This is a genomic window from Methylobacterium sp. WL69 (assembly GCF_008039485.1).
Lineage (GTDB): Bacteria > Pseudomonadota > Alphaproteobacteria > Rhizobiales > Beijerinckiaceae > Methylobacterium.
This window is the reverse complement of the sequence record NZ_VRUZ01000104.1, coordinates 1-13,192: the sequence shown is the minus strand read 5'-3', so window position 1 is coordinate 13,192 and position 13,192 is coordinate 1. Positions and strand designations below refer to the sequence as shown.

The 13,192-nt window shown below is 58.5% G+C and carries 10 protein-coding genes; 4 read left to right on the top strand and 6 right to left on the bottom strand.

All coding sequences use genetic code 11. The features are described from left to right. Positions 1-1,981: 1,981 nt before the first annotated feature. From FV218_RS19440 to FV218_RS19420, 5 genes are read right to left on the bottom strand one after another with little or no spacing between them, the layout of a single operon-like run. Positions 1,982-3,658 carry a tyrosine-protein kinase domain-containing protein gene (locus FV218_RS19440; RefSeq protein ID WP_147711166.1) on the bottom strand — a complete coding sequence of 559 codons (1,677 nt, stop codon included), beginning with the start codon at positions 3,656-3,658 and terminating at the stop codon, positions 1,982-1,984. Next, entirely contained in the window at positions 3,655-4,641 is a 987-nt protein-coding gene (locus tag FV218_RS19435) for a glycosyltransferase (protein WP_147711165.1), read from the bottom strand. The genes FV218_RS19440 and FV218_RS19435 overlap by 4 nt, the downstream gene beginning before the upstream one ends. A gap of 1 nt (position 4,642) precedes the next feature. Continuing rightward, complete coding sequence (locus FV218_RS19430; RefSeq protein WP_246685192.1) at positions 4,643-5,863, bottom strand: glycosyltransferase family 4 protein; 1,221 nt, start codon at positions 5,861-5,863, stop codon at positions 4,643-4,645. Further along, entirely contained in the window at positions 5,863-6,939 is a 1,077-nt protein-coding gene (locus FV218_RS19425; RefSeq protein ID WP_147711164.1) for a glycosyltransferase family 1 protein, read from the bottom strand. The genes FV218_RS19430 and FV218_RS19425 overlap by 1 nt, the downstream gene beginning before the upstream one ends. 37 nt (positions 6,940-6,976) lie before the next feature. Then, positions 6,977-7,669, bottom strand: coding sequence for a sugar transferase (locus FV218_RS19420; RefSeq protein ID WP_147711163.1), 693 nt, complete (start codon positions 7,667-7,669; stop codon positions 6,977-6,979). A gap of 453 nt (positions 7,670-8,122) precedes the next feature. On the opposite strand from FV218_RS19420, the gene FV218_RS19415 reads away from it, so the two are divergent. From FV218_RS19415 to FV218_RS19400, 4 genes are all read left to right on the top strand, one after another. Continuing rightward, positions 8,123-9,220, top strand: a complete 1,098-nt coding sequence (locus tag FV218_RS19415; RefSeq protein WP_147711168.1) for a glycosyltransferase — start codon at positions 8,123-8,125, stop codon at positions 9,218-9,220. Between the two features lie 56 nt (positions 9,221-9,276). Continuing rightward, a complete protein-coding gene (locus FV218_RS19410) occupies positions 9,277-9,990 on the top strand; it encodes a TetR/AcrR family transcriptional regulator (protein ID WP_187273106.1) in 714 nt (237 codons plus the stop codon). 757 nt (positions 9,991-10,747) lie between these two features. After that, positions 10,748-12,151 carry a hypothetical protein gene (locus FV218_RS19405; protein WP_147711161.1) on the top strand — a complete coding sequence of 468 codons (1,404 nt, stop codon included), beginning with the start codon at positions 10,748-10,750 and terminating at the stop codon, positions 12,149-12,151. A 179-nt stretch (positions 12,152-12,330) separates the two neighbouring features. Further along, complete coding sequence (locus tag FV218_RS19400) at positions 12,331-12,672, top strand: hypothetical protein (RefSeq protein ID WP_147711160.1); 342 nt, start codon at positions 12,331-12,333, stop codon at positions 12,670-12,672. 273 nt (positions 12,673-12,945) lie between these two features. On the opposite strand, the gene FV218_RS19395 is transcribed toward FV218_RS19400, so the two are convergent. Beyond that, a partial coding sequence (locus FV218_RS19395; RefSeq protein WP_147711159.1) for a cupin domain-containing protein occupies positions 12,946-13,192 on the bottom strand: 247 nt, incomplete at its 5' end.

Below are 13,192 nucleotides of genomic sequence, written 5' to 3'. Positions count from 1 at the left end.
TATTAATGCGGCTTGATGGGATGGAATTATTATTTTGACGATACGAGGGTGGAAATCGATTAACGGTTGATCGGGCGCGGCCATCATTGACCCGAAGCGGTCCGCTTTTTCCTGCGGCAAAATGTGTGCACTGACGATTAGGCTTGGCGATGTGGACCCCGGTCGTGCTGATATCTAGCGTGAAACTGGAATGGATACAGTTGGCCCACCATTATCCGTGTTGAACGCCAATGTTCTTCGCCTATGCAGTCTAAAAAGTGAAGAGTATTTCTTTTCGGACAGCTGGGGGAGATACTGATCAGGATATAGTAATTTTGGATCTAAGTCGACGTCTGCTTAATATTGACTTGGGAGATCCCGCTCTCGACAAGCCGTTCACAGGTGATATTAGCCTGTCGAATTTTAGTCTAATCAGTCACTGGCCAGCAACTTGTCATGGATGAAGCCTCGCCGGCGTTGTACACGATGCGAAGGTTTCGTGCTCGGGAGGAGCAGGCGTCAAATACGAGCGTGACCCCATCCAAATGAACGCGATCAATAAAAATCATGAAGGAATCTAAATTTCTGGCATCTTTGGAATGTTAAAAGGCATTCGTAAATAAATATTTTGAATATTTTCATCGTAACGCAAGCATAAATAGTATTTGGACGTTAGATTGGTTTGGCTGATTTGCAGCATCCGGTTTTATTTATTGCGTGACAAAGCCGCTGACTGTCTCTCGCCGGCGGCGTGCAACACCACCCCCTGTTGCAAATTCGAGCGGGACCAGCACCGCAACGGTGAACCCAGGGGATTTCAGATTGCGGGTGACCGGAGCAAGTGGGCCTGTCTTTGCATCCGTTGGTGCTCACCCCTCTCCCGACCGCTTCTGAGCAGAAGTGACCGACCCTGACTTGAATAAAATTTCAAGGTGGAATGGCCACCCTCTGTGAAGCGCGTTCGATAGTATGGATTTTTTTAAGTTCATAACTTTATCTATTAGGTATGTCTGGACTATTTGTCGAAAATATGCAACAAAGCGTGCCGTATATAAGCTCTGACGGGAAAACAAGTTTTCTAATAAAATCGAAAGTGGTGATGATGGGAAATACAGTGTTTCGAATTGTTAGTGCAATACAAAGACCCGAGGTTTCTTCATTATTTCGGATCAGTATTCTACGAAGTATCGGTGTAAAAATTGGTGCAAATTCGTCAATTGGAAGTGGAGTTCATATTCTAACAAGCGCTATTTCAGTCGGAAACAATGTTAGGATCGGCGCAGGCAGTCGCATAGACAATTTTGCCCATATTGAAATAGGGGATTGGGTAAGATTTGGTTCGGAGGTTTTGCTGGAGACTGGAACGCACAAGATTATTGATGCTGGGCCTTTCCGGCGAACAGTCGGAGACGAAAACTATAAACCGATCACGATCGAGCGTGGGTGCATGATCTATGCGAGGGCGATCATCTTGCCAGGGGTAACAATCCGAGAAGGTTGCGTCATTGGAGCGGGTTCAATCATTGATCGAGATACGATACCGAATGGGCTTTACGTCGGCAATAGACCGAGAGAGCCGATCAAAATCTACAAAATAAGCTAAATGAATAATATTAAGTTGTGGTTCAGAATCCTATAGACCTAACAATTGCGTTTCGCCGATCCTTATTTTTATCCTAAAAAATTCAAGGGCGAATCGGCTCTGCCCGTGGCTGCAGTACTTCCGGAGCACCTCATAACTTTGATTGTGGAAACGACAGGGCGTCGATTTCTTCGCCAAGGTTCAGTAACGGCAAGACATCATTTTCGTCCAATCGCTTTCCCTCATGTCGGGGCCGCTCTTCAAGGGAGCTCCCGCCCATGACGTATGAAGGAAAGTCATCTCCAGAAGGCTGGCGCCGTACGAGTTGAGCTTTCGACAGTGCACATTCGCAACGGGGCTAAATCGCTTCGTGAAGCAAGCGAACGCAACATCGTTAAGAGAGGTTTTCCGCGGCGTTCCTCAACGCGGACGCGACTTCGGAAGACGCTCCCGCCTCGACTTGTTGAGAACCACGCCGACGACGCGCCCCTGCGAGGACTGAAGAAGGCGGATTGCCTCGTTGGCCTCTTCAATCGTCGTTCGACCGGCCTCAACGACAAGCACGATACCGTCGAGATGGGGACTCAGGGCACGGGCGTCCGAGCCCGCCGAAAGCGGCGGAAGGTCGAGCACGACGTCGCGTGTCGCACATAGGCGCGCGAGGAGCGCCGTCATTCGTTCAGATCCGAGATTGAGGTTGGGATTGGGCTTGGCCTCGCTCTTCATGCTCACCGCCGGGATGAAGCCGAGTGCCGCCGAGAGCGATATCGAGACGCTCTCGGGTGCGCTGGCATCGTCGAGGAGCACCTCATTGAGCCCCGCGCGTGCCTGGGGCGCGAGGACGGCAGTCAGAGTTGGATTATGGATGTCCGCGTCGATGAGCTCGACGGTATCATTCGGTACCGACAGGAGGTAGGCCAAGTTGGTTGCCACGGTGCTTCGGCCCTCTCCGTGGGCCCAGGATGCGATCCCGATGGACCGTTGGCGATGGGGCATCGCGACTAGAATTCCCGTGCGGATGTTCCGCAGACCGTACGCGAAGGGCGAATCCGGTTGATCCATCGCTAAATTGGCAAAGGGAAGGAGTGCGTTCCGCCTCGGCTCACGGGCCCGGGGCACTCTCGGCAGTACCCCAAGACACTCCACTCCCAAGGCCTCCCGAACTTGGCGTCGGGTGTTGAGGGTCCGGTCGAGCGCATGGCGCACGGCGACCGCGAGGAGCCCTGTCACAAGACCGAAGGTAAGGACGAACGCGTTGATCAGCCCGTTCTTGGGATACGACTTGTTGAGAGGCCGCTGGGCGGCACCGATGATGCGGGCATCGGCATCCGAGAACAGCATGTCGGGAATGCGCCCCTCGCGGACACCTTCTGACGCGGCGCGCTGCTCGGCTTCGATGTTTACGATCCGTCCGCGAAGGTACTCGGTGCCCTGGAGCGCCGCCGCCGCCTTCACATCGATCTGAGCCTTGATGTACTGAACGGCCGTCGCGTTGGCGACGCGCGCGGCCTGTTCGGCGCTTGAGGATTGGTACGAGACTTCGAGGACGTAGGACTGGCCGAGACGCCGGACGCCGATCCGGTCGGTGAAGGCCTGGAAGGCCCTCGCCCGCACGTCGGCGGGGTTGAGGGGGGAGGGATCCGCAAATCCAAGAGCCACCGCCAGTCGTTCGCGGAGGCCCGGACCGCGTTCGGCGAAATCTGAGGCTTCCTGGAGATTGAGAGCATCGAACACGCTCGCCAAGATGCGTTCGGACCGGATCACCTGGATCTGGCTTTCGGCCTGCGCAACGTCAAGCGCCTGTGCCGCCACGCTTTGCGCTGCGGACGGCGCAGGCCCGAGGGCCTGTCGCGGTTCCAGGATCACCATTGTTGCGGCCGTATAGGTTATCGGCGCGACGGCGAGGTACCAAGATGCCAAAGCTAGACACAGGGCGAGCCAGATCCCCAAGGGCACGCGCCGACGCCAGACTGCTCCGACAACTTCGCCAATGTCGAAGGATGGCGCCGGGCGAAAGTTCGGCGGGGCTGCGGTGTGCCCCAGTCCGACGGCTTGAGGAATGGGGCGCGGCCGAGTTCGAGGCGGTTCGATCGTCAAAGGGTTGCGGCCTTTTCTGGGATGATGCGGCCGCGGGCGAGATCGAAGAACCCCATTAGGTTGCCACGAAGCCGACCCGCGCGGTCGATGAAAGGTTCGGGTCGGAACGCCCGGAAGAGGTTGCTCGCAACATTGCCAAAGATGTGTTGGGCGACGAGCCACGCGCGCATCGTTCCCTTCCGATTGAGGTAGACTGGATTGACCACTTGCGAATAGCCGAGTTGAACGCCCGAGGTTCGTCCGCCTTTGACGCCCATATGCACGCCGCGGGCTGTTCCAATCTTGATTGTCGCCCCGCCGCGGTTGGCGAGGACGGCACCGAAATCCCGGTCCTCAAGCCAACCGTAGAGAACCAGGCGCTCGTCGAAGGTTGCCCCCTCGATCATCGATCGGCGGAAAGCCATGTTGCAGCCGTAGGGGCTGTAGGGCTGGGCAACCCAGGATGTATCGCCGTCCGGTGCGGCGTCAACGCGGGCGAAGGCTTCTTCGATTGAAAGCCCCGGCCCCTTGATGCCGTCCGCAAGTAGGTTACCAGTCACCGCAGCTATTTCAGGTCGTGCCTCGAAAACCGCAAGTACCGATTCAATCCAGCGCGGATGGGGCACAAAGTCATCATCAAAGAACACAATTACATCGGCGCTGTTGGGTATTTCGGCCAATGCGAGATTGCGTTGCCGACATAATCCCTTTGCGCCGACGATCACTCGAACTTCTTTGCATTCCACAAGTCTACCAGCATCGCCTTCGTGGACGCATGAGACAATCACCGAGGCGGGCCTAATGGTTTGTCGCCGAACGCTGTCATACGTGAGAGACAATGTCTCGGGGCGTCCATAGGTCGCGTAGATCAAGCAGGCTTCAAGTCGCTTCCCCGCGCCCGCGGGCAGATGCGGGTCGTGCACGATGGGGTGGACGTCGTTGGCTGGGGATATGGTCGAACTGGCGACGGCAGAAACGGCAGTCGCGTTCACGGAGTTCGGCATGTCAGCTTCTCCGACTTCCATCGACCGGGAGGGCCGGATAGTCCGCACTGGAGTTTGGATGAGACTGTCGAGGTTCAGGTTGCAGGCATTCTGCGTAGATCGCTAGGGTTTCGCGGGCAACGCGGGCAATGCTCAGGTGGTCGATGTTGTACTGGCTGTTTCGCTTCCACAACGCGAGCTCATCCGGGTCGCGCACCAGCGCCAGGATCGCGTCTCCGAGTTGCGTCGGATCACTTGGCGGCACCAGAATCCCGGCGCGGCCGTTCTCAAGGAGTTCCGGGATACCGTCGACCGCTGTCGCGACGACGGCGCAGCCTGCCGCACGGGCTTCCGAGAGTACAAGGGGGGCCGGGTCGGCAAGGGAAGGAAGGATAAAGATGTCGGCGGCTGCGAAGAACGGTCGCGGATCTGACTGACCGCCAGAAAACGTTACGGCCGACGCCCCAGCCATGCGGGCAACCCGCTCTTTGTACTCGTCCGCGTGCGGTCCCTCCCCTACGATGGTGAGGCGGGTATCGGGACGGGTCGCATGGACGCGCTCGAATGCGTCGAGGAGATCCGAGACACCTTTTCGCGGATGGAGGCCTCCGATGAAGAGGAGGTTCAGTGCTGTCGGACGCGGCACGGCTGCTGACCCGTCGACACCCCCGTCCATCCCGGCACCGTTCATTGACGTGCCGAACGGGGGGGACGGTGGCGGTGCCTGCGGATCCAAACGGGCCGAACCGATGGTCCCGTTGAGGACGACGCGCAGTCGCCGGGCGGGAATTCCACGGTCCGCCATCGAACGTCCGACCGCCGCGCTCACGGCAATTACCCGCCGCCCTACCCCCATCGCGACGGCGCTCCGCTCGAAGGCGTTGTGAACCGTGGTGATGAGGGGCTTCCCGTTGAGGACGCAACCGAACCAAGCCAGCAGCGTGCTCGTCACCATATGCGCGTGAACGATGTCGACCGTGAAGGCCTGCCGAGAAAGGGCCAGGATCGCACGGGCAACGGCCAAGGGACGCCGTACCTGATCGACCCGAACTACCTCGACCCCGTTTTCGCGGAGCAGATCATCGAAGCTGCCGCCACCGCTGCAAACCAGGACAGTATGGCCGAGCCGGGCCTGAGCGCAGGCGAGATCGACCGCGGCATGGACATGGCCGTTCAATCGATAGGTGTGGTTTAAGACGTGGAGGATGCGCAGCCGGTCGGGATTTGCACGTTCGCCCGCCATCAGGACAGCCTTCCGCACAGGTCGAGGTAGCCGCGTGCCGTCGTGTTCCATGAGTACCGGGCGGCCTGGATCCGACCCCGCCCACGCAAGTCATCGCGCAGGGCGGTTGAGCCAACCAGGGCGGCGAGGTGCGCAGCCCAAATCTCCGGCTCGTTCGGGGATGCCATCAAGGCTGCGCCTCCGCATATCTCGGGGAGGCTGCTCCGATCCGACGAGACCACAGGGCAGCCGGATGCCATCGCCTCAAGGACGGGAAGGCCGAACCCCTCGGTGAACGATGGAAAGGCAAGGCAGATCGCCCGCGAGAACAAGAGGGCGAGATCATCGTCGGAGACCCGCCCTAGCATGCGGATGTTGGCCGCCCTGACCGTCTCGATTCCCGTGAAGATGCCACCGTCGTCGCCTGCGACCAGGAGGTCGACGCCGAGGGTGTCCAGTGTGCCTGCAAGCCCCAGAATCAGACCGATGTTTTTGTGACGGGCGCGGCTGCCGAGCAGCAGGACAAACGGGCGGCCCTGCGGAGTTTGGGAAAACACCTGCGCATCGGCCGCGTTCCACCGCAGGGCATGCTCGTGCCCATTCGGAAGAATTTCCACATCGCGTAGGGCGATGGGCAGGTGTTCGGCCAGTTGCCGGGCCGCGTCATGGGACACCGTGGCGATCCGGGCCGCACGACGGACGATCATTGGTTGCAGGGTCCGATACAGAGCCCGAAAGCGCCATCCGTAGCTCTCCGGCATTCGGAACACGTTAGCATCGTGGATGCATACGACCTGCGAGGCTCTCATGACGGGGGCCGTGTTACACAGGTTGAGCAGGGGGCCGCGCCAGTTCATCGGCAGGACCGCTTGCTCCCACAGGTGACCACTGGGTGCCTGGGTGATGCGCACATCGATGGCATCCAGACGCGGCATTGCGCAGGGCTTCGGCGGTGCGACCAGCGTGGACCGCCGCCGTGTCGCGGCTAGATTCCGGTCCAGGGCGCCCAGCACCTCTCGGGCGTAACGTTGTACGCCAGTGAGCGGTTGCGTGAGGAAACGTCCATTGATGGCGTACGCGGAGGGATCCGTCGTCATGGCCACCAACCCTGCGCGGGGATCCGCCGAACTCCGATCAATAGCTGCCTCTGGCCGCCAGCACAGCTGGGAAAGTCTGGACGAGGATGGTGAGATCCCGGCGAAAACTCCGTGTCGCTACGTATTCGCAGTCGAGGGCGACCCGCTGAGCATACGAGGTGTCGTTTCGACCGCTGATTTGCCACGCCCCGGTCATGCCCGGGCGAACCTGCTCGTAGTATCCCATCGAGCTGCCGTAGTGACGGACCTCGGCGGAAACGATCGGTCGCGGGCCGACGAGACTCATCTCGCCGCGGAGCACGTTGATGAGCTGCGGGAGTTCGTCGAGGCTGCTCTTGCGCAGGACGTGCCCGAACGCCGTCACTCGCGGATCGAGCTTCAGCTTGCGGGTCGCTTCCCACTCCGCCCGGGCTTCGGCGTTTGAGGCAAGGTGCTCTTTCAGTTTGGCGTCGGCGTCGACAACCATGGTGCGGAATTTGAGACATGGGAACATCCGCCCCCGGTGTCCGACGCGGGGATGCTGGATGAAGAACGGTCGTCCCTGAAACAGCAGCGCCACGAGGATGATCAAGAAGAGCGGCAGGAACGCGATAATGATGCCCGTCGCAAGGGATACATCGAAGCCACGCTTCAGCCGATCCTGCGTTTCCCGTCCACTTGCCGATGCATCATTTGCGGTTGGCCGATACGCCCCTGCAACGACCGATTGCGGGTTCGGATTACTCATCATGGCGGCATTTCCCTTCCTGGGACAGGCTGACCGCGCGCTCTTCGCAGTGCGGTATTAATTCGTTAACGAAACCCTAACGCGAAAAAAAGATGCCTGGTCCGATTAATCTGCAAATTAATATAAACCATTGTGCATGTCTCGGCGTTCATGGTGGGATTGGGAAGTTCAACATGCCAAGCTGCAAGGGTCCATCGACGTCGAGCGTAATACACGTCAGGAATTTTTGCAGTCTTTTGATAATTTCAGGATGGCAATTTGTCGGTCGAGCTCACGGAAAAGTGAAGTGCCCGCTTTGTTGCTATCACGTCTCTGAGAGGCAGGCTGACTTTGAGTGACGAGACTTTGTCGAAGACCACTGACGATCCGGTCAGCGGACGGCTTCGGGGCGCTGTCGGCGACGGGACAGTGAGTTCTGGCTTGGCAGTTGTCTCGCATGTGCGAAAGCCGCACGATCTGCGCGTCGCCATCGTCCACTATTGGTTTGTCGGGATGCGCGGCGGCGAGAAAGTCGTAGAGGCACTGTGCGACCTGTATCCGCAGGCGGATATTTTTACCCACGTCTACGTCCCTGAAGCGGTCTCGGAGAAGATCCGGGCCCATCGGATTACGACATCCTTTATTGCCTCCCTGCCCAGGGCGGCACAAAACTACAAGTCTTACCTGACATTGATGCCGTTGGCCTTGGAACAACTTGATCTGCGCGGCTACGATCTGGTGATCAGCAGTGAATCGGGCCCGGCGAAGGGCGTCATCCCGCCCGCGGGGGCGCTTCACATCTGCTACTGTCACTCACCGATGCGTTACGTGTGGAACATGTTCCACGACTACCGGGAGCGGAGCGGGTTTCTGACACGGTGGCTCATGCCGCCGCTCTCGCACTACATCCGTACCTGGGATGCGGTTTCGGCCAACAGAGTCCACGAGTTCGTGGCCAACTCACGCACCGTCGCCCAGCGCCTTCGGAGCTATTACCGGCGCGACTCCACCGTGATCCACCCGCCCGTGGATACGGCTGCGTTCGATCGCGTTCGCCCAGAGGATCTGGGCGATTACCATCTCATGGTGGGAGAACTCGTCCGTTACAAGCGCCCGGAATTGGCGGTTCAGGCATTCAACCGAGCAGGCCTAAATCTCGTTGTCATCGGCGGTGGCGAAATGTTGGAGGAACTTCGCAAGCTCGCCGGCCCGACGGTGAAGATTCTCGGTCCCCAGCCGTTCGCGTCTCTCCAGCATCATTATGCCCGGGCGCAAGCGCTGATTTTCCCGGGCGAGGAAGACTTCGGCATCGTGCCGGTGGAGGCGATGGCGAGCGGTCGTCCAGTCGTCGCTTTCGGCCGTGGCGGCGCCTCTGAGACAGTCATCGATGGCGTTACGGGAACGTTCTTCATGGAACAGACGGTCGACGCCCTGCTGGAGGCAGTCGATCAATGTGGGCGGATGCCGTTTTCGCCCGAAGTCGCCATGCGTCACGCGGAAGAATACGGGCTGGCGAGATTCTCGAGGGAGATGGGCACGTTTATTGCCGAGGCACTAAAACGACACAATGGGTAGTCCTGCGGAGCTCCGAAGAAAATGTTCAAACGGGTACGAAAAAGAGGATTCGATTGTTGAACGTCGAGGGCGGTTTGGTGGTCGACACGTTGGGTGAACGAGTGCGCAGTCGGGGACGTCCGTCGCGTAGCGAAAGTCTGGGCGGTCGTAAAAAGCTCGTCGAAATGGCGAGAAAGATCATGAGTTTGCGTCCGCGCACGGATATTCAACGTCGCGAAATCGCGGACGTCGTGGGCGTGACGCCGGCGCTGATCAATTACTATTTTCCAGACAAGTGGAGCCTGCTTGAAGCTGCAGCTTATCCGATCGTCGCAGATCTCGTAGCTGCAATCGAACAGCTTTTGGCCTCCACCGTATCACCGGTTCAGAAGCTTAAGGCCCTGATCACAGTTTACTTGATTTATCACAAAAATAATGGCTATGCCCTTGAGTATTATATCAATGCCTCTATTAACTTAGAAAAACAGACCAACATTGATATCATTAAGTCTTGCCGGAGCAAGGTCTATGATTTGATCCGACAAAACACGCCCGATACGATGCCGCAAACGTTGGACGCGGAGATCGTCCATTCCATGCTGTGGGGCGTGTGCGAATCGCTGGGGCGTCTCCAGGTGGCGCAGACAGGGAGTACGCTCGGGCAGGACGGTGATCGTGCCTACGTGGAAACTTATACGCCCCTTGTGTTGACGCATTTTCTTCAAGGCATCTTGAAGGCGCCGACTTCACCGCCGGAGGTGCCAAACCCTAGTTCTTTGGAGGCGTTGTAAGCGCTTTGCGGAGCCACTGAATCCGTGTCTGACGAGCCGGCGTGGGAGGGAATTGCCCGAATCTTCTTGCCTCGGCCTATTCAGGCTTTAAATTCTCTGGCAGAACTCTCGTCGATGCGGGGGCGCGGTAAGATATTATTGACTGGCGTCACGCTAGTTTGTGGGAAACCGGCGTTCGTCGTGTCGATCTATGCGATGTCCGTCGGACGCGCAAAGCCCATAATCCCTTGAGGATCATGGAGAAAGCTGGAGCGTCTCATGACCCAGATCTGCGCTGGTGCACTCTGTGTCGGCTTCTTGATGGCGTTCATTCTCCGATTCCTACCTTTCGCCGGCAGCCTGATGTTGTCGCTCCTCCTGGGAGCAGGTCTCTCGCTGACGTATGGTCGTTCACTCGGCGATACCATAATCGCGGCTCTTAGCATTTTGATTGCCTGTCAGGTGGGGTACGGTCTGGGGCTCGCAACAGCCGCACTCGGCGATCGGGTCTTACGTCCGCATCGGCGCCCGCGACGAGCAGAGGGTTCCGAGACGGCCAAACGCGTCCGGTCGGGTCGGGACTAGGCGTCCGACCTAGGACTTGAACGTCGGGTTCTTCTAAGACTCGCACCTGTCCTTTGATGTGCCGAGCCGGGCTCGGGGCAGGCTGCAGCTCGATCCAAGACATAAGGTGTTGGGTCCATATGACACTGCGGCGATTTGGCGAGTCCTCTCCCCCAAGGATGGAACGCAACGCTCGACGGGAAGCCATCATCCGATGAACGTCGAACCGATCGGAGCCATTACGATCCTGCTTGGCTTGATCGCATTGTTTCGAGGACCTGATTTCGCTGTCGGTGTCTTCGTTCCTCTGACCCTCCTTGGAGCGGCGGCGGCGATCCTGCTTGGCGGTTCCGGAACGATTCAACCCGCGCATCTGATGCTTGGGTTTGTGGCGATTGCCATCTTTGCGGATGCCACGCGACTGGGTCCCGTCACGCGCAGCCTGACGTTCCCACGCGAAGGATTCTGGTTCACTACGCTTGCGGCTTACGGGATTGCGGGAGCCTTCCTGCTGCCTCGCTTGTTTGTCGGCGCCACGTTTGTGAATGCCATCGGCGCAACCGAGCACGGTCCGTCCGTGGTTCTTGTGCCCCTCGGTCCGACATCGGGCAACCTCACGCAGTCTATCTACCTACTGGCCGATCTCGTGTGTTTTCTCGCGATACTAGCCTATGCGGCCCGTCCCCGAGGTTTCGCCCGCGTCGCCGGGGCGCTGCTGGTTTACGCCGCCGCCAATATCGTGTTCGCCATCATCGACCTCGTCACGGGGTTGACCGGTACTGGATTTCTGCTCGAATTTATTCGAAATGCGGACTACCAGTTGCACGTCGAGGAAACGACGGGTGGACTTCGGCGAATCGTCGGTTCGTTTACGGAAACCTCCGCCTTCTCCTACGCGGCGGTGGGCTCCCTCGGGTTTACGGCGCAACTTTGGCTACTCGGATACCGGCCGTGGCTGACCGGGGGGCTCAGCTTCATGTCGCTTGCGCTTCTTGCCTTCTCGACCTCGACGACGGCTTACGTCGCCACCCCCATCCTCCTCGTGGTGCTATACACCGGCGCGATTGCCCGGGTGGCCCGTGGGCGCGCCTCGGCTACGACATTTGTGTTTCTCGCCATCGGTCCCCTGATGACGCTGCTGCTTGTCCTCGCGATCCTCTTGACGCCTTCGGCCTCGTCGGCGCTGTCCGACTTTCTCAATGTCGCGATTTTCGACAAGTCCGCGAGTCAATCTGGAATGGAGCGCGCGCAGTGGAACCAGACGGCATTGCAAAATTTTTTCGATACTTTCGGGGCGGGTGGCGGGCTGGGCAGTATCAGGGCGTCCAGTTTTATTATGGCTGTTCCATCTAATCTTGGTATCATCGGAATAATATGTTTCTTTATGATTTTTATACAGATATTTTTTTCGAAGAGAGAATCGATTCAAGGTAGTATGCACGCCGATGCTCGTGGGGCGGCCAGAATGGCTTGCGTCGGCATTCTGATTGCCGCGGCGGTATCCGGTGCACTCGTCGATCTTGGCTTGCCATTCTATGTTTTCGCGGGTTTAGCCTGCGCCGAGGGCGAACGGCAAAAGCTTGCCTACGAAGCCCTACAGGCGCAGCCTGCTATTTAAAGGTTTGAATAGCTTCCATATTCGCAAGGGGGAGGTCCGCTGGGAAATCGAGCGGGAACGTTGGCGACGGGCATCTTGCGCCGGCTCTTACCGGCGATATCAACCACAGCGATTTTGGCCATTCAAGCGACCTTAGCGTCCCGGCGACTCGTCACCGAACCGGCGTCGATGGAGCGACGGTGCAGGCGTCCGTGACGGACGGATTGAGAAAACTGCCGGCCCATTCGTCGACCTGCAAAAATTGTGTTAGGACTCTGCTTACCACGCTGTGGTGGTCTTATTTGTGGCTTGCCATCGGCGTGATGGCGAGCTGCGAAATCTTCTCAGGTATATCGCTTATGGCCCCCGATCACGATCCGTTATGGTACGATAGGGTTGAGGCCGATGAACCGCTAAACATTTATGCGATGGCCTTGTTTGGGATTTTTGGTGTCGTCGTGTTCTTCTACGATGGCGTTGCGGCACTTGTTTCCATCATCAAATCAGGCGCCGCTGCGGCTTTTCGCGACGTCAAGCCGTAAAAATTCCAAGATCCTACTGGCAGGACGCGTTCCATGTGCGCAGGTAGGTTTGGTGGGGTTTCAAGGCCGAGGCCGCCGCTGTTTTAGCCAGTCGGTGGCGGTATCTGCGAACCGGCGAGGCTCCGACTGACTTGCGGACTCGCCATACCGCAGCCTTCGACCATACTCGGCACGTAATCGGTATACGGGTAGGCATGAATGATGCCGCCCACGGCGGACTCGCCCTGGGTTGGACACATTGCCTTGTCCATTTGTGAGCGTTTGTCGAACCACTCAGCGCCCGTAGATGTCCTCGACGCGGATGATGTCGTCCTCGCCGGTGTAGGAGCCGACCTGCACCTCGATGAGTTCGAGGGCGATCTTGCCCGGGTTGGTGAGGCGGTGCATCGAGCCGATGGGCAGGTAGACCGCCTCGTTCTCGTGGACGAGCACCACCCGTTCGTCGACGGTGACCTCGGCGGTGCCGCGCACCACCACCCAGTGCTCCGCCCGGTGGTAGTGCTTCTGGAGCGAGAGCCGG